General features: G+C 55.8%; 18 protein-coding genes. 6 read left to right on the top strand and 12 right to left on the bottom strand.

The features are described 5' to 3' along the window. Window positions 1-711 precede the first annotated feature (711 nt). Window positions 712-1422 carry a Crp/Fnr family transcriptional regulator gene (locus tag BN3795_RS06615; protein ID WP_068783913.1) on the bottom strand — a complete coding sequence of 237 codons (711 nt, stop codon included), beginning with the start codon at window positions 1420-1422 and terminating at the stop codon, window positions 712-714. Window positions 1423-1618: 196 nt separating this feature from the next. Here BN3795_RS06615 and BN3795_RS06610 point away from each other — a divergent pair, with 196 nt between their 5' ends. Next, window positions 1619-2071, top strand: coding sequence for a V4R domain-containing protein (locus BN3795_RS06610; protein ID WP_068783912.1), 453 nt, complete (start codon window positions 1619-1621; stop codon window positions 2069-2071). 68 nt (window positions 2072-2139) lie between these two features. On the opposite strand, the gene BN3795_RS06605 is transcribed toward BN3795_RS06610, so the two are convergent. The 10 genes from BN3795_RS06605 to BN3795_RS06560 all read right to left on the bottom strand — a co-directional run bounded on the left by BN3795_RS06605 (window position 2140) and on the right by BN3795_RS06560 (window position 11486). After that, entirely contained in the window at window positions 2140-2484 is a 345-nt protein-coding gene (locus tag BN3795_RS06605; RefSeq protein ID WP_068783911.1) for an EamA family transporter, read from the bottom strand. Next, window positions 2468-2821 carry a DUF2304 domain-containing protein gene (locus BN3795_RS06600; RefSeq protein ID WP_068783910.1) on the bottom strand — a complete coding sequence of 118 codons (354 nt, stop codon included), beginning with the start codon at window positions 2819-2821 and terminating at the stop codon, window positions 2468-2470. Before BN3795_RS06600 ends, BN3795_RS06605 begins: the two co-directional genes overlap by 17 nt. A 1-nt stretch (window position 2822) precedes the next feature. Next, window positions 2823-3548 (bottom strand): glycosyltransferase family 2 protein, encoded by a 726-nt coding sequence (locus tag BN3795_RS06595; RefSeq protein WP_068783909.1) that lies wholly within the window; start codon window positions 3546-3548, stop codon window positions 2823-2825. Beyond that, complete coding sequence (locus BN3795_RS06590; protein ID WP_232729861.1) at window positions 3545-4789, bottom strand: ArnT family glycosyltransferase; 1245 nt, start codon at window positions 4787-4789, stop codon at window positions 3545-3547. Before BN3795_RS06590 ends, BN3795_RS06595 begins: the two co-directional genes overlap by 4 nt. A 150-nt stretch (window positions 4790-4939) precedes the next feature. Beyond that, window positions 4940-5620 (bottom strand): DNA-3-methyladenine glycosylase family protein, encoded by a 681-nt coding sequence (locus BN3795_RS06585; protein ID WP_068783907.1) that lies wholly within the window; start codon window positions 5618-5620, stop codon window positions 4940-4942. 17 nt (window positions 5621-5637) lie between these two features. Beyond that, window positions 5638-7431 (bottom strand): ribosomal protection-like ABC-F family protein, encoded by a 1794-nt coding sequence (abc-f, locus tag BN3795_RS06580; protein WP_456319966.1) that lies wholly within the window; start codon window positions 7429-7431, stop codon window positions 5638-5640. Between the two features lie 315 nt (window positions 7432-7746). After that, complete coding sequence (locus BN3795_RS06575; protein ID WP_068783906.1) at window positions 7747-8697, bottom strand: DUF4097 family beta strand repeat-containing protein; 951 nt, start codon at window positions 8695-8697, stop codon at window positions 7747-7749. After that, the gene (locus BN3795_RS06570) at window positions 8694-9329 is read right to left on the bottom strand and encodes a DUF1700 domain-containing protein (RefSeq protein WP_068783905.1); all 636 of its coding nucleotides are present in this window, start codon (window positions 9327-9329) and stop codon (window positions 8694-8696) included. Before BN3795_RS06570 ends, BN3795_RS06575 begins: the two co-directional genes overlap by 4 nt. Continuing rightward, window positions 9326-9652: a PadR family transcriptional regulator gene (locus tag BN3795_RS06565; protein ID WP_068783904.1), complete on the bottom strand. Its 327-nt coding sequence runs from the start codon at window positions 9650-9652 to the stop codon at window positions 9326-9328. Before BN3795_RS06565 ends, BN3795_RS06570 begins: the two co-directional genes overlap by 4 nt. A gap of 265 nt (window positions 9653-9917) precedes the next feature. After that, complete coding sequence (locus BN3795_RS06560) at window positions 9918-11486, bottom strand: FAD-dependent oxidoreductase (protein WP_068783903.1); 1569 nt, start codon at window positions 11484-11486, stop codon at window positions 9918-9920. 187 nt (window positions 11487-11673) lie between these two features. Between BN3795_RS06560 and BN3795_RS06555 the strand changes: the two genes are divergently transcribed. From BN3795_RS06555 to BN3795_RS06545, 3 genes are read left to right on the top strand one after another with little or no spacing between them, the layout of a single operon-like run. After that, window positions 11674-13347 (top strand): spore germination protein, encoded by a 1674-nt coding sequence (locus BN3795_RS06555; protein WP_068783902.1) that lies wholly within the window; start codon window positions 11674-11676, stop codon window positions 13345-13347. Continuing rightward, a complete protein-coding gene (locus BN3795_RS06550; RefSeq protein ID WP_068783901.1) occupies window positions 13337-14545 on the top strand; it encodes a Ger(x)C family spore germination protein in 1209 nt (402 codons plus the stop codon). Before BN3795_RS06555 ends, BN3795_RS06550 begins: the two co-directional genes overlap by 11 nt. Before the next feature lie 13 nt (window positions 14546-14558). Then, the gene (locus BN3795_RS06545) at window positions 14559-15662 is read left to right on the top strand and encodes a GerAB/ArcD/ProY family transporter (protein WP_068783900.1); all 1104 of its coding nucleotides are present in this window, start codon (window positions 14559-14561) and stop codon (window positions 15660-15662) included. Here BN3795_RS06545 and BN3795_RS06540 read toward each other — a convergent pair. Continuing rightward, window positions 15579-15971: a hypothetical protein gene (locus BN3795_RS06540; RefSeq protein WP_068783899.1), complete on the bottom strand. Its 393-nt coding sequence runs from the start codon at window positions 15969-15971 to the stop codon at window positions 15579-15581. The two genes, BN3795_RS06545 and BN3795_RS06540, sit on opposite strands and share 84 nt — an antisense overlap. Window positions 15972-16130: 159 nt before the next feature. Here BN3795_RS06540 and BN3795_RS06535 point away from each other — a divergent pair, with 159 nt between their 5' ends. Together BN3795_RS06535 and BN3795_RS06530 are read left to right on the top strand one after the other, a co-directional pair. Then, a complete protein-coding gene (locus tag BN3795_RS06535; protein WP_068783898.1) occupies window positions 16131-16520 on the top strand; it encodes a Fur family transcriptional regulator in 390 nt (129 codons plus the stop codon). Further along, window positions 16502-17323: a winged helix-turn-helix transcriptional regulator gene (locus tag BN3795_RS06530; protein ID WP_232729860.1), complete on the top strand. Its 822-nt coding sequence runs from the start codon at window positions 16502-16504 to the stop codon at window positions 17321-17323. Before BN3795_RS06535 ends, BN3795_RS06530 begins: the two co-directional genes overlap by 19 nt. The last annotated feature ends 81 nt before the right edge of the window (window positions 17324-17404 follow it).

The raw sequence follows: 17404 nt of genomic DNA, 5'->3' as shown, positions 1-17404 counted from the left end.
CCGCAGCCGGCCGGAGAGACGCCGCTTCGTTACGGTGTGCGCAAATCCGCCGAGGGACGCGCCAGGTGCGCTCGCACTACCCTCTGTGCCCTTCTTTGCACCATTATCCCTTTCGCTAAGGGAGCGGGGAGGGTTAGGGCTGGGGCTGGGGCAAGAGCAAAAGCTAGAGCTAGAGCTAGTCCTAGTCCTGGCATCAACTGGCCAATTCGTTCGTCCTAATCATAGGGGGATCGAGCATTTTTACCCCGCGAGGATCACAGCACTGTCCCCCCAATATTACTCCGGCCCATACTCTCCACGAATTGTCCGCCTTCTTGGTCATCTGACTCAAGGGGATAATCCTGCAAAGCGCGGGAAAGAGATAGGCCTGCCCGCCCCTAGGGCTCCCCAGCCAATCGGCGCAGCTCCGCTTCATCGCGGATGTGCAGCTTCCGCGGTCAGACGGTGAAACTTTGCTTCCTTGCGGATGTGTCGCTTCTGCGGCCAGACGGCGAAACGCCGCTTCGTTACGGGTGTGCCGCTTCTGCGAGGGGACACGCCAGGCGTGCTAACGCTGCCCTCAATGCCCTTCTTTGCGCCATTATCCCTTTCGCTAAGGGAGCGAGCGAGGAAGGTTAGGATTTCGACTCCCCACATTTATCCGCCTTCTTGGTCATCTGACTCAAGGGGATAATCCTGCAAAGCGCGGGAAAGAGATAGGCCTGCCCGCCCCTAGGGCTCCCCGGCCAATCGGCGCAGCTCCGCTTCGTTACGGATGTGCAGCTTCCGCCGCGAGACGCCAAGTACGCCGTCATCACTGAGCTGGCGTAACTTGCGGCTAAGCGTCTCCGGCGTCGCGCCGATCAGGCCGGCGAGTTCCTTCTTGGACACGGGCAGCGTGAAATCCGGGGAATTCGGAGCGGCTTTGCGGCGAAAATATAACAGCATCTTGGCTAATCTCCGGTCGGCCTCGAGCAAGGTCAGCACAGCAGCCCATGCGTCCGCCTCCTCCAACTGCGCGCTGAGCGCGGTCATGAACCGGGCTGCCGTATCCGGATCGCGGCGCAAGATGTCGAGGAAATCGCTGCGGTGAATCCGGCACACGCCGGTTGTATCCGCTGCGATAGCGCTGGCGTAATGGGGCTTCTCCTGCAGTAAGGCAAACTGACCGAAGAAATCTCCGGGAAACAGGAGACGGATGATATGCTCTTTGCCGTTGTCCTCCAGTTTGGTCAGCTTTATGATGCCGCGGTTGACCACAAACAGAGCATCCGAGCGGTCGCCTTCTCGGAAGATGATCTCACCTTTGCGGAACTGTGAGGTACGCATGACGGAATGCAGCAGTCTTACTTCCGCTTCGCGCAGCTGTGCAAAGACGGGGACGTGGGCCAGACAGGATGGGGCGTTATCCGTATTTTGGGCATGGCAATCGCAGGTAATCATCAGGGCACCTCTTTTCTCGTGATGACTATTAGGTCTATTATCTTAAACTTAACAGCGGGAGGATTCGGAGATAGTGATTATTGTCACAATATTTACATCCCATTCATTGATCCGGATCAAGGTCCTTCGGATGTGATTATGGCAAATTAGACTTATTGACGGATATAGTCCGATAACTAGGATTGGGGGAACTAAAATGAGAGGGTATTCGTTTAATGAGCTGCGGCAGATTGACCGTGTGCGTCTGGGGGATCAGGTGCCGCTGGAATTGTTCCGAGCGATCCGTCTGATTGGGATGCAGCAGGGGCTGCCGCTGGAAGGGAAGGGGACAACCGCTGCGATTGGCCGTAAGATCGGCGAAAGCTTACCGGTTCGCACGCTGGAGGAGCTGCTCGGCCTTTTTGCTGAGCTGCGCATTGGGTTGCCGCGAATTGTGGAGCAGAGCGAAAGGCTGATCCGGATTGCGGTGGATGATTGCTTTTGCAAAGGATTGCCTGTGATCGAAGAGAAGAAGGTGTGCGACCTGGAGGGGGCCATACTGGAGGGGGCGCTTGGCAAAATGCTAGACCGGAAGGTCAGTGTACGGGAGACGAAATGCAATGTTTGCGGGGACGAACACTGCGAGTATGAGATCCGAATCTACGCGTAATGCAGGCTTTTGCAGTGGGGGAGGAGAACAAGCGGCTTGGTCCCTGGGATCAAGCCGTTTGTTTTTTGTTATTTTGCCAGCAAAACCACACCAAGCAGAATGACAGCGACTCCGGCCAGTTTGGTCAAGGTGATCGTCTCGTGGAACAGGAAGTAGGCCGGAATCAGTGCGAGAACGTAAGCCAATGCCTGGAGCGGATAAGCAACGCTCAGCGGTAGACGTGACAACACGGCAAACCACAGCAGCGTAGCTAGTACATACAAAACAATGCCGCCGATCACCGCAGGTGAGGTCGCGAGCTTGACCCAATGCAGGCCCCCGGAGCGGCTGAGCCCGATTTTGAACAGAACCTGCCCGGTTACAAGCAGCAGAATATTCCCTAGAAGCAGCAGATAACTAAGGGTTTTGTCCATGATCGCGGACCGCCTCCCTTTCCTTCAGGATCACGATTTCTTGGGTTAAACGCAACACCTGAGCAGTCAGCCGAGTGATGACGATTGTCAGGTGCAGAATAAATGCGAAGCAGAACAGCAGGCCGAACAGGAACAAGATTGCAGGAGCATATTTGACGCCCAGCCGATCGGCGATCCATTCGATCAGCCGGACGTTCATCGAGCAGATCAGCAGGATGGCGCTGAACAGAATCCAAAGCAGGGAATACTGCTCCCGCAGTTTTTGGCGGCGAACCAATTCCAGGACAAAAACAAGGAACAATGCCGCAATCCCTACTGAAATAAGGTAAATGGTCATTTTAATCCGTCACCGCCGTCCGGTGGTGTGGGCGACGCAACGCGCTCATGAGCACGGACAAGGTCACCTTCACCATGTAATAAGCGGAGCGCCACGGGGTAATGGAAGATTTGCCGGCTGTGCGGGGGCGCATCTCGACCGGTATTTCGGCGATCCGGCAGCCCTGTCGTTTCAAATACACGATGGATTCCACCTCAGGATAATCGGTTGGATAATACTGCGCGTACAGCTCAATGACCTTACGTCCGGCGGCGCGAAAGCCGCTGGTCGTATCGGTGAAGCGTTCGCCGGTAACCCAGGAGACGAGCCGGGAGAAGAAAGCGATGCCTACCCGTCTAGCTGCCGATGAGCGGAAGGAAGCAGTTTCCAGGAATCGGGAGCCGATCACAAGATCCTGCTCCGGAATTGCGGCAATCAGCTTCTGCAGCTCTTCGGCCGGATGTTGGCCGTCGGCGTCCATTTGTACGGCAATGTCATAGCCCTCCTGCATGGCATAGAGATAGCCGGTCTGCATCCCTCCGCCAATCCCGACATTAAAAGGCAACGTCAGCACTTTCGCCCCAACTTCCCGGGCACAGCTCTCTGTACGGTCGGAGGAGCCGTCGTTAATCACGAGGATATCGGCTGCGGGCGCGTGCTTCTGGATGTCTTGAATCACCGAGCCGATGCTGGCCTCCTCGTTATAGGCCGGGATGATCACGAGAATCCGTAACGGTTCTGTAGTCATGAAGCGGCAGCCCCCTCTCGCGCCGTTCGGTGATGCAAGTAACGCTGGAAACGGGTCGCTAGGTCGCCGAGAAGAAAAGAACCGAACAGGATCAGCAGTGTCATATTGGGATAACCGTAACGGTTAAACGCAACGAAGGGAATGTAAATCAGCGTAAAATAAGCCAGCGCCAAGACAAGCGGCAGCAATCGGTCCAGTCTCAGGCGGTGGGTTGCTACAGCCCACAAGATCCCAGCCATGTTCACGTACATCAGTACAACTTGTGCAACGTCCATTGCCGGACGGCTGATTGGCCAGAACGGACGGGAGTAAAACGGATGAAAGTACAGCTCCACCCATCTCCCAAGCGTATACCAGTATAAATATTTCATCGGCTCATGGGTAAAGCCGTAATGAATGATGTCCAATCCTTTGCGGATGGCTGCAGCGTCGGCACCTTCGAATATCGTTTTGGGATCGTACTGAGGGTAGGCCTCGAAGAAGCCGGCCGGCGGCAGTTGCCAACGGATGCGTGTACCCAGCAGGAACGGGCTCCCGCCGGAATTGGTAAACAGGATAAATTCATGAAACGTTACCCAGTTACGAATCCACCAAGGCGTCAGCAGCAGTACATAGGTTACTGCCATGAGCAGGGTGTATTTCAACATCGTCCGCCAAGGGAGCTTCATACGCAGCCAAATGATCAGAAGGACAGCCGGGTACAAAGAAGCATGCGGCTTGAAATAAGCCGCCGCCGCCGTCAGAACACCGATCCAGATGTATAGCCCCGTACCGCTGCGCTCCCTGGCCAGAATCGTGCAGCAGACGAGAAGCAGCAGCAAGGTGCGGAAGGTCGTTTCCGAGAGAATGACCCCGGAGGAGAAGTAATCGGGCGGGTACAAGGCAGACACCGTACAAGCGATCAGCGCCGTTCGAGTGTTAAAGACCCGCCTGCCGATCCAGAAGATCAGATAGATGCACAGCACTTGCTCCAGGCATTGGAACAGGCGGAAAGCAACAATACCGCCTTGCTCCTGGCCGAAAACAGCCATAAACCCGGACAGCAGCAGCGGCAGCCCGGGCATGATGAAGGCGGAAGGCGCCTCCTTGGTGTTGTATGCGAGCACGCCTTCATTTAGCAGAAGGCGTGAGGTCTGAATATACTTCACATCATCGTTGTTTGGGCGGATCGGGTCACCCAGGAGAAAGTAATCGTTGTATACCAGGACGATCAGAATCGATACAATTCCTACAAATGCCATCAGGCCGTATAGATACCCCTTCACCGGGCGACCAACTTCGGATAACGAGAACAATACGACTCAACCCCACTCCGTTTTATAGTTTATCTCTAGTATTCGGTACAAACTCCTTCTATTTCATATTATATCCAATATATTACTGTGACAAGTTCAATCGATATGCAGGCTGCCCAACCGTTCGCTAAAGCGCTCGCCCGAATCGACATGACCTTGGTTGATCGCCTCCCATAAATATAGTGAAGCGATTGAGCCGTAGGACGGCCATTGAGCTGCGGCTTCCTGCAAATACTTGCGGTCGGCCCGCTCCTCCATGTCATACACCCATCTCGCCGCTCGCTGCAAACCGGCATCCCCGTAGGACACGACATGCTCCCGCCCAAGGGCGAAGATCAGGAACATCTCCGCCGACCAGCGGCCGATGCCTTTCACGGAGACCAGCTTCCCGATGACCTCCTCGTCGTCCAGCTCTTGCAGCCGGTCAAGGTCAAGCTGTCCGGACAATACTTTGTCGCTCAGATCTTTGAGGTAGGCGACTTTTGAGGCGGACAGTCCGGCCGCTCGCAGGTCGGCATCGCTCTGGGCCAACAGGGCGGCCGGGGACAGCTCCCCGGACAACTCGATCACCCGGCCGCGAATCGTGGAGGCGGCCTTGACCGAGATCTGCTGGCTGATGATGGATCGAGCCAGCTCGGTGAACAGGGGGCCTTGCGGCTTAGTCGCAGGGCTCCCGATCAGCGCGATCAACCGGCCCATACGGGGATCGGCGCCCGCCAGCGCCTGGACCCGGGGGTCGTTCGGGTGCAGCTCGAATACAGGTTTCCCGAGGTTCATGGGACAACCTCCTTTAGTTAGGATGCTCCTCCAGCAGGGTGACGTACTGCTGGAGGAGTTCGTCGGCGCGGAGCTGCAGGGCGTCTCGCCGCTCCTGCAGCTCCGCGAGCCGCGCGGCGTCGCAGGCAGCCTCCGGCGCCTGCATCGCCGCGTCTATCGCCGNGCCCCGCGTCCCCGGCGGCAGCGGTCTTCCGGGCGAGCTCCGCCCGGTAATCCTCGTATCCGCCGAGGGTGACGGTCAGGCGGCCGCCCGCCAGCGCCCACACCTGCCCCGCTACTTTATTGATAAAGTAGCGGTCATGGGACACCGCGAGCAGCGTGCCCGGGTACTCCTCGAGCGCCTCTTCCAGCGCTTCACGAGAATCGATGTCCAGGTGATTGGTCGGCTCGTCGAGCACCAGCAGGTTCGGCTTCCGGTGCATCAGCACCGCCAGCCGAAGCCGCGTCCACTCGCCGCCCGACAGGCTGCTCACCTTCTTGAACACGTCGGCGCCGTAGAACAGGAAGCGGGCCAGCTGCCCGCGGGCTTCACCCGCTTCGAGACCGATCTCGTCGCGGAAAAACTGCAGGACCGTCTCGTTGTGATCGGCCGGGGCTGCCTGTTGAGCCAGGTAGCCCGGTTCGATCCGCGAGCCGAGCCGGACTTCGCCTTCCTGCGGCGGCTCGTGCCCCAGGATGTTCTTGAGCAGGGTGCTCTTGCCGGCGCCGTTGTCGCCGATCAATACCGCCGCTTCGCCATAACGCAGCGTATGGTTCAAACCGCGGTACAGGACGCGTCCGCCGCGGGAATCGCCCACGTCCTTCAGAACGATGGCGTCCTTGCCGGAGCGGTCCATGTGATCCAGCTCCAGATCGATGCGTTTACGTTCCAGTATCGGCCTTTTCAGCTTGACCATACGGTCCAATGCCTTTTGCATCGAAGCCGCCCGCCGATGAAAGCCGGGATTCGGCGGATTGGAACGGTTGCCCCATTCAATCAGCTGCTTGATCGATTCCTGCATCTTCTTGATCTTCTTCTGCTGCTCTTCATATTCGGCAAATTGCTGCAGCAGCCGGCGTTCCTTCTCTTCCTTGTATTCGCTATAGTTGCTGTGATAGGTGAACGCCTCTCCGTCCTCCAGCTCAATGATCTTGCCGACGACGGCATCGAGAAAATAACGATCGTGGGAAATGATCACACAGGTTCCCGGAAAAGCGCGGACATACTCTTCCAGCCACTCTGTGGCCGCCATATCCAAATGGTTCGTCGGCTCGTCGAGCAGCAGCAAATCCGGTTCCCGCAGCAAAATCACCGCCAACCCCACCTTCGTCTTCTCCCCGCCGGACAGCGAGGCGAAGGGTCGGCCGAATTGCTCCTCCGGGATGCCGAGGCCGTCGGCAACCCGGGCGATCGCCGCCTCAATGCCATAACCGCCGCCGCGTTCGAATTCCTCCTGAATCCGCCCGTATTGCCGAAGCAGCGAATCCAGCGCGCCGGAATCGCCGGCTCCCGCCATCTCCGCTTCCAAGCGCCGCATTTCCATTTCCAGGTTCCGCAAATCTGCGAAGGCCCCAAGCAGAACATCGTAAACGGTTTCCTCCCGGGAGTAGTCGGGGATTTGCGCGAGATTGCCAACGCGGGCATTTCTTCGAACCGACAGCATCCCCTTGTCAGGCTGTTCGCTGCCGGACAGCAGCTTCATTAAGGTGGTCTTGCCTGCGCCGTTGCGGCCGATAAGCCCGACGGTTTCACCCGTTTTAATTTCAAACGTCACATCGCTCAGCACCAGTTCGGCGCCGTAATACTTCTGGATATTTTGACCTTGGATCATCATGGTAGGGTTTATCTCCTTTAATCCCATGCCGTCCATACGAAAAAAAGAAGGCAGCAGGAAATCCTGCTGCCTTCAAAGCTCACGCGTAAGTGAGGTTAAGGTAGGAGCGGCATTTCGCAAATTGGTATGGATATCGAGTTTCCGAAAATGGACAGACTTCTCCCGTTGTCGGCTGCTGCATGAACATTGCCAAACATTGCCATCGGCAGTTGGCTCACTCGACTCCACGCAAATTTGCGATCCACTCTACCCACCTCCTTCACGAAATAGTTAGAATTATTATATTCGTTCATTTTGGGTAAATCAAGTACCTCAGCGAACCCGAATATTTCCGGATGTAGTCCGCACTTTGATCAGGTCCTGCGTCTGTTGCAAGGAATCGGGAGCGGTGATGTTCCCGGATCTTGTATGCAGGTCATAGGAGCCTTTGAACTGCGGATCGGCCGATAGCGTTGCGTTGCCGGAGCCCACGGAGATGTCCAGATGATCCGAGCGTTGCTCCGACAGGGTAACATTGCCCGAGGTGGACTTGAAGCTGCCGTCTCCAATAAACCGTTCAAAGCGGATATTCCCGGAGGTGACTGTGGCTTGGGCAGTTCCTTGCACTTGATTGGCCGTGATGTTGCCGGAGGTCGATTTGGCGATTAAATCGCCTTGCAGCGAATCGATCCGGATGCTTCCCGAGGTCAGCAGGATCTCCGTATTCCCCTGAATGCGCTCTGCGGCGATGTTCCCCGATGTAGCGGCCAATCTCAGCTGGCCCGCCGTGACATTCTCCGCGCGGAGACTTCCCGAGCCGACAGACAGCTCGATATCGCCGGCGCGGAGCCCGCGGAAGGTACCGTTGCCGGAACCCGATTTATAGCCGATTTGGTTCAATTCGCCCTTATCGCTAAGCGCGACCGTAATTCGTTGCTTGGTCGACTGGAAGTTCATCGAGAAGAAGGTCCAGTCGAAATCATCCTGCAGATTCAACTTCAATGTACCCCCGGCCATTTGCGTGGCCTTCAGCGTATCCGCTGTCTTCTGCTCCATGTTCCCGCTAATTTCCACATAATTCGTCCCGTCGGGGCTGTCGATAAACTCCAGCTCGACACTATAATCACTGTTGATCAGCAGCGCGGTTAAGCCGCCTTGTTCAAACGTCCACTTCTGCGAGTAAGCCGGCAGTTGATCCCCGAAATTAAACTGCTGGTAAGCCATGCCGGCTAATCCGGTCAGAATCAGCAGAACCCCAATCAAAGACCATCTCTTCGTATTCATGGTTGGCGATCCCCTTTCGCAACCCGGACGTTCCAGCGCAGGTAACCGGCGCTGAGCCGGAGCATTCCCTTATATCCATACCGCGTCGCGACAGCGAGCAGAATCCCCAGCCCGACGGCAGCGACCGAGGCGAATCCTTTCGCCGCGGAGATATTTCCGTGCCACAAATACTCGAGCCCCATAAGTACGGGGGTGATTATACCGGCCGCGGCGCTGACCGCCAAGCTGACAACGACCGCCCAGAAGGAGATCAACAGCGGGACGGCGACGAGATTGAGAAAGAACAAGCCAATGAAAATTATCGGACCGGTGAAACGTCGGCGCCGCCGAACGTCGGCCCCGGATCCATAAACTCCTGCAGCCGCATAGGCCGCCGGAGCATCCGCTACTGCAGCCGGCTCCGCACCGCCAAACCAGTACACATGCTCTCGGGGCACGTAGCGGTTGCCAATCGCTTCCGTCGCCAGCTCCGCCGGGTCGCCGAGCTCCAGCACGATATCCTCTTCGGTACGGCCGCTCTCCAGACCAAAGGCGAAGTGGGCTTCGTAATCCTCCAGCAATTCATTTTGTTCCTCCGGCGGAAGAACCGACAAATGGGCCCGGAGATTCGCCAAAAACTCGCTTTTATTCATAAACGGCTTCCTTTCTCGATTAATGTCGAAACATTGTGCACGAACTGTTTCCACTCTACGACAAGTTTCCGGGTGTACGCTTCGCCTTCGGGAGTTAGTTTGTAGTATTTACGCGGGGGACCGCCTGTGGATTCCTGGAGGTACGTCGTGCAATAACCTTCACTGACCAGTCTGCGCAGCAGAGGATAGAGGGCCCCTTCGGCCACTTCGATATGCTTCGATACCGATTGGGCCAGTTCATAACCGTACCGGTCGCGGCCTTGAATCAACACCAGTACGCATAGCTCCAAGGCGCCCTTCTTAAACTGGATGCTGATATCCAACCATGCTTCGCCTCGTTTCCTCAGAAATTGGATGCAAGTTTTACCGATTAACTAGTACTGAATATTGATTAGTATCGCTGCAAGCATAATATCATACAGTACTGATTAAAGCAAGGTAGTGAATGAAAAAAGGCATCTGTTCCGCCAGACTCCTCTCGCTTAAGGAAGCCGGTCGAACAGATGCGTATCGAATCCCGTGATCAAAAAAGCATATGAAAAGAGCAGCCGATGGTTGGCCGCATGCCGCGAAGGGTTCCGCTGGCGTTCAGCTGGGCGCTTGCTCAGGCTGGCGTTGGAGACGAGGAAGCGCCTTGTCGGCCGGCCCTTCGATCACCTCGCCTTTGTAGTCGAATCTTGAACCGTGGCAAGGGCAATCCCACGAGCGTTCCGCTTCGTTCCATTTCACCTCGCAGCCCATGTGGGTGCAGGTCGTATCCAGCAGATAGAGCTGCCCGTCCTCGTCGCGGTAAGCTCCGGCCCGTTTGCCCTGGTGCTTCACCACGCCGCCTTGGCCGGGAACGAGGTCTTCCGGCTTCAAGTGAACGATTTCGATCTTGCCCGTGACGAACTCCTTGGCCACGTCCGCGTTCTGCGTGATGAAATGTTTAATTGAGGGGTCCGCCTTGAACCGGGAAGGCGTGAACAACTCGGTATAAGGGTTCTCCTTCTCCAGGATGAGGTCGCGGATGAGCCGCGCGGACAATGCGCTGGTTGTCATCCCCCATTTGTAGAAGCCGGTGGCGACGTAGATATTCGGATGGTTCGACGTAATGGGTCCAATGTAGGGAACGCCGTCCAAGGTAACCAGATCCTGCGCCGACCAGCGGAACGGAATCGAACGGATCCCCAGCGTTTGACGTCCAAATTGCTCCAGCGCTTCGTAGGACTGAAAGGTGCAGTCCTTCTTGCCGGTCTTGTGCGACTCCCCGCCGACGAGGACAACCTCTTTCCCGTTCAGTTCAGCGGAACGGAGCGAGCGTGTGGGGGAACCGCAATTGATGTACATGCCCCCGGGATAAGCCTTCTCGGGTTCAATCGCGACGACATAGGAACGCTTGGCCTGCAGCCGGGTGAAAAAGAGCCCTTTTCCGTCAAAGAACGGATAATGGGAAGCGGACACTGCGTGACGGCACAGGATGTGGCGTCCGTCTTCTGTAGTCAATCGCAGCCGCCCGTCCGCCTCCGGTTCGGCGGCATCCTGAAGCGTGGTACTTTCATACACGGAGCCGCCGTGAGAGGTGACGTACGCCAGCAGCTCTTTCAAGTAGTGCAGCGGGTGAAACTGTGCCTGGTTTTTCATCACGATGGCGCCTTTGGCTTGCAGCGGCAAATCGAGGGAGTCCCGCCATTCCGCGGGCAGACCCAATTGTTCATAGGCCCGCCATTCGGACTCCAGCTTGTTGAGCTGCTCTTCCGAATCGGCATACAAATAGGCGTCCTCTTGGCGGAACTGACACTCGATCTTCCGCTCCTTGATCGTCTCGGCAATCCAGCGAAGCGCTTCCGCATTGGCTTCGTAATAAGACCTCGCGCCTTCCTGACCGAAATGGTGGATGAGCTTGTCGTAAATCAGCCCGTGCTGGGCCGTGACTTTAGCCGTTGTATACCCGGTTGTACCGTCTAGAATTTTGCCGGCCTCCAGGATAGCGACTTGTAAACCGGCCTGCACCAGCATATAAGCGGTGGTGATCCCGGTGATTCCGGCGCCCACCACGGCGACGTCGGTCTCGATAGATTCGGCCAGCTTGCCAAAGTCCGGCAGCGGTGTCGTCTTGCGCCACATCGATTCCGGGAATCGCGGCAGTCCACCGGACATGTAGGGAATGTCCTGCATTTCAGGCTTCCTCCTGTCGTATTTTTTCCTTAATTCCTTAATCTAGGGAGCCGTTTTCGTCTACATTATTTCCCGCTCCGCTTCAGAAAAACCGCCAGACCTGGCCGTAAGTGTCGATTCCTGTCGCATGAAAAAGGAAGGAGAAGCCAATAATGGGGATAAGAGATGCAGGACAGGAGTTGCGGATATGCTGCGCCATTTATCCCGAGGCCGTTCCGGCCGGCAGAACAAAAGCCATGAACAACCCCAAATCACCGGCGATTTACAGGTCTTGCTGGATCGCATCGTCGAGGAGTCCGGACACAGCCCTGATATTGTCGTCCGCCATCTCAAGCTGGGGGGAGACGTTCAGGCGCCCGTAAAGGCAGCGGTCGTATACCTGAATGCCCTCAGCAATCAGCAGATGATCAATAATTTTGTGATCAAGCCGCTAATGGGGCTGGATCAAGAGAAAGTGAAATCTTACCCGACCGATCGGCTCATGAAATATATCCTTGAGGATGCCCTGAGTCTGGGGGAGACCTCGGTTGTAAAGGAATGGAACGACATTATGCTAGCCGTTCTATCGGGGGATACCGTGCTGCTGGTTGAAGGAAGCGATCAAGGGATTGTGACGGGGACGGCAGGCGGGGAATGGAGAGCCGTGAACGAACCGACGTCGCAGTTGGTCGTGCGGGGACCTAAAGACAGCTTCGTCGAATCCATCGCAACGAATATCTCGCTGATTCGGCGGCGCATCAAATCGCCGAATTTATGGCTGGAGTCAATGAAAATCGGCTCCGTCACCCACACCCATGTTGCGATCATGTATTTGAAGGGCAGCGCCGATCCCGCCCTGGTGGAGGAAATTCGGCAGCGGCTGAAGGGAATCCGAATCGATGGCATCCTGGAGTCGGCCTATATTGAGGAGTTTATTCAGGATAAGACCGTCACCCCGTTTCCCACGGTATTTAATACAGAACGTCCCGACGTAGCCGCCGGCAATCTGCTGGAGGGCAGAGTTGTGATCCTGGTCGACGGTACGCCGTATACGTTGATCCTGCCAACCGTCTTTGCCCAGTTCATGCAATCGCCGGAGGATTACGCCCAGCGGTTCGACATCAGCATCCTGATGCGCATCATCCGCTACATTTGCTTTGTGATATTGCTGCTGGGTCCGGCGGTTTATGTCGCCTTGACGACGTTCCATTATGAGATGATTCCCACCTTGCTGCTGGTCAGCCTAATGGCGCAACGCGAGGGAGTGCCGTTCCCGGCCTTCGTCGAGGCCGTCATTATGGAGGTTGTATTTGAGATTTTGCGGGAGGCTGGGGTGCGAATGCCTCGGGCGATCGGGCAAACGGTGTCGATTGTCGGCGCGTTGATTCTCGGCCAAGCCGTCGTCGAAGCGGGGGTCATTACGCCGATTATGGTCATTGTCGTAGCGTTGACGGGGATTGCCAGCTTCGCGCTGCCCTCTTATAACTTATCTATCGCAGGCAGGCTGTTCCGGTTCTATTTCCTGGTACTGGCCGGCTTATTTGGATTTTACGGAATCACGCTGGGGTTGATTATGCTGATTGCGCACATGAACAGCATCCGGTCATTTGGCGTTCCGTACCTGTCGCCGTTCAGCCCGTTTGTGCCGCAGGCGCAGAAGGATGCGATACTTCGGCTGCCGATTTGGCTGCACGGCTGGAAACCGCTGATGTCCTCAAGTCAACGGGACATGAAGAAGACGAAGGAAATCAAACCGCTCGCTTCCGGAGAATCCGGCGAATCCGGCGAGGGGCAGGCGGACTCCGAAGAGGGTCCAAACAGTACCGAGCAAGGCAACCATGAATCCACCCCGAGAAGGCAGGCGGACTCAAATGAGAAGTAGAGGAATGAGGCTCCCGGCAATTCTGTTTGCCCTGCTGCTCCTGTCCGGCTGCTGGGATGCAGAAGAATTGAACCGACGGGCCGTCGTGGCCGGGATCGGGATAGATCTGGCCCCCGACAAGAAGGAGTATCTGGTGTCCTTTCAGGTGATCAATGCCGACGAAATCTCCGGTAAGACTGGCTCAGGAGGCACCCCCACGGTGGTTTATACGACCCAGGGACGATCCATTATGGAGGCCGTACGCAAAGCTTCCCTCTTGGTGCCTCGGCTGATGTCAACCGCTCACGCCCGGATCGTGGTGATCTCGGAGGAGCTCGCCCGGCAAGGAATTTCGGATATCGTCGATTTTCTTGACCGGGATTCGGATATCCGCCTCACCGCCAAGATCTATGTAGCGAAGGAGGGGACCAACGCCCGCGATATTCTCTCCGGTCTCTCCCCGATGGGGAAGATCACCGCGTATAGCCTTGCGCAAAAAACCGAAATGACCTCCGAGGAATACGGTGTTAATTACCCCGTTGAGGTCGATGACTTGATTCGGGATATCCTCGCCCCGGATTCAGGACCGGTCATTAACGGCGTTGACATTTTGGGGAGTGCTGAACAGATTCGCAAGCAGAGAAACCTGCAGCAAACGGACGGTCTCGGGCACCTGCGAATGTCCAATTTGGCGGTGTTTAAAGGCGACCGTCTGAGGGGGTGGCTGAATGAGGAGGAGAGCCTGGGGTTAAATTGGCTTAAGGGCAAGCTGCGCAAAACGGCGATTGTCATCGACCCGGAGAGACAAGGGAAGATCACGATGGATGTGAGCAGAAGCAAAACTACCACACAGGTGATCCTCAAGGATCCGGATCGTCCGGTCTTCGTCGTGAAGGTGACGGCCCAACTGTCGGTTCGGGAAATGGACAGTACGATCGACCTGCGTGATCCGGCAACCCTGAGTGCGATGGAAACGGATGTGAACCAGGAAATTTTAAGGAAGATCAAAGCCGCCGTCCATAAGGCTCAATCGCTGGACAGCGATATTTTAGGCTTCGGACAGTTGCTGGAGCGCCAGCACCCCAAGGCATGGAAGCACTTAAAAGGGCAATGGCCCGACCTCTTTCCCAAGGTGGAAGTGGAATATCAGGTCGATTCGATTGTCCGCAACTCTCAAATGAGGGACCGCTCCTTCAAATACGATTTGAAGAAAGAATAGGAGGCGGGATACGATGGAAACGACAAAGCTTAGTCCGCTGCAACTTTTCTCCTTGCTTGTGTTGTTCCAACTCGGGACAGTCCTGGTTGTGAATCTGGGCATGGAAGCCGGCAAGGATGCCTGGATTGCCGTGTTGTTCGGGATGCTGATCGGGATGGCGTTATATTTGGGATACGCCTATCTCTACACCGCCTTTCCCGACCAACTGCCCACCCAATACATCCAAGTGCTGTTCGGCAAATACATCGGTGGGTTGATCGCCTTTGCTTATACTATATTTTTCATCAACAAGGCCTCCCGCGATTTAATGGACGGCGGGTTGCTGGTCTTCGCCTCGACGCTGAAGGAAACCCCCTTGTTCGTGATCAATACGATGATGATGCTCACGATTGTTTACGTGCTGCATAAAGGAATCGAGGTGCTGGCCCGTACGGCGTTTATCTTTCTAGGGGTCGTATCTCTGATCGGGATCATCATTTTGCTGCTGTTATTGTTCTCCGGCATCCTGGACTTCACCCGGATCTTACCGGTGCTAGGTGACGGAATCCAGCCGGTGCTGAGGTCCGTCTACCGCCAAAATTATCAGTTTCCGTTCGGGGAGATTATCTGCTTTATGATGATTATGCCGTACTTGAACAATCCAAAGGCGGGGATTCGGGCGGGGCTGATGTCGGTCCTGCTCTCCGGGCTCATTTTGGCGGGGACGGTGGTGATTACCCTCTCGATACTTGGCGTGGAAATCGCGGAACGCTCCATTTTCCCGCTCTTAACCATGGTGGGGAAAGCCTCCATTGCCGACTTTATTCAACGGATGGACATTTTAGTAGTGATGGTGCTGATTATCGGCGATTTCTTTAAAATCTCCATTTACTTCTATGCGGCAGTTATCGGGGTTTCGGATCTGATGAAAATTCCCTATCGCAAAATCCTGTACCCCCTGGCTCTGGTCGTGTTGTTTTCTTCCACAACGATCGCCCGGACCTACAGCGAGCACGTCAAGAAGGGCGGGGGTGTCCTGTATCAGATGGATCCGCTATTTTACGTTGTTCTGCCCGCTGCTTTGATTATCGCTGCCCTGATTTACCGACGCCGCTCTCGCCGTCAGGCCGGAGGATGAATCTTCAGATGATGAGGGGTCCTCTTTGCCTGCCGAGGAGGCCAAGGATGCTCCGTGCAGGCTAGGGCGGTTGCCGGAAGGCTTCCCGCTTTCCTTTCGCTTGCGGCTCACGAAATGCAAGAGATCCGGAACGCCCAGGAACAGGACCAGGATATAGGCAAAGATCCGCTCGGCGGGATCGGTCAGCGAATAATTCCAGTTGATGATGAAGTTATTCCATGGGAGCCCCATCAACATGTCGACGCAGACGGTATATCCGATCGTAGCGGCAACGATCAGCAGGGTAATCAGGTATTTTCGAATCAGCATTGGAAGTCTTTCCTCCCGGAACTTATTCTAGGGCAAGCTGCTCTTAGTATTGGGGAAAGTGCGCTGGAACATGCAGGGAAACAGGACGGCGGGGAATTGACGGATGCTAAAATAAGACTTATACTAATTCTAAAAATAACTACAGGGATTGATGATCAAATGAAAGCCTTAAATTTAACGACTCAGCGTCAAGCGGTCTATGATGTCGTCCGCAATGCCAACGACCATCCAACGGCGGCGGAGGTCATGAACCGTCTGGTTGAGCAAGGATATAACTTCGCTTACGGCACCGTCTACAATTCGCTGCGGTATTTGACCGATAAGGAATTGATCCGGGAATTGAAGCTGGGTGAAGCGGCCAGCCGTTATGATGCGAAGCTGGACGACCACCAGCATATTCTGTGCGAGGTCTGCGGCCGGGTAGATGAGGTCATGTCTCATGTGCCAGAGGACTGGAACCGTACGGTGGCCAAGGAAACGGGGTATAATGTCCATCATGCCCATGTCGTATTTGGGGGGGTGTGTCCGAATTGTCAGCAGAAGAAGTGATCCGGGAAGGAATCTCCGGGACAACCGTCCCTTTCCGTCGTCCGTCCGGCGTTGAGGTTGCCGAGCTTGAACAAGAAGGAGTAGAACTGGGACGGGTGGCTTGCCCGGTTACCCAGCGCGTCATTTTGATTAGTCCGTTCCCCAGTGATGTTCATGAATTGGTGCGGGAGTTGTCAGAGAATTGCTTCGATGTCCTGGTGTTCCACCACTGGGAGCAGGGCATTCGCAATGCGTTGGCTGCCGACCTGTTGATCTTCGATCTGACCTCCTACCGGGAGAACGGAGAGACGGCGGCCATCCGATCCCTGATGGGACAGGAGACCGGCGGAACCCCTTCGCTGCTGCTCGTTAAGGAATCGATTCTGGGTCAATTGGACCCGGGATTCATGAATCAAGAGTTCCTGGTTTGGCCGGCACGACCGATGGAGATCGTCTACCATGCCCAGCGAATCATCCGCAATAGCGGCCCCCGGCCGTTGTCGTCGCGGCTGCTTGCCGGCACCTCACCGGCGATCTTCAAGGACCTGTGGATCGACCGCAAGAAGATGGCCGTTTACCGGAGCGGCACCCCAATTGAGCTGACCAAAACGGAATATGAGCTGCTGATCCAATTGCTGGAGCAGGAAGGCACGGTGTTATCCCGTGAAGAACTGCTGGCGAAGGTGTGGGGAACATCGTTTCTTGGCGGGAGCAACGTTGTTGATGTCCATATCAAGAGTCTGCGCAAGAAGCTGGGCGACAACGCGGCGAATCCAACTTACATCACCACCGTCCGCGGGGTCGGTTATCGATTGGCCGACTAACCGCATCTCATCTTAGACGAACCGTTTGTTTATAGGACAAACGGTTTTTTTGCATCTATATTCAAGTGTCGGAGGAACTAG

The organism is Paenibacillus phocaeensis, from assembly GCF_900021165.1.
GTDB lineage: Bacteria > Bacillota > Bacilli > Paenibacillales > Paenibacillaceae > Fontibacillus > Fontibacillus phocaensis.
The sequence above is the reverse complement of the archived record's forward strand: the minus strand, read 5'-3'. Positions and strand labels throughout refer to the sequence as shown.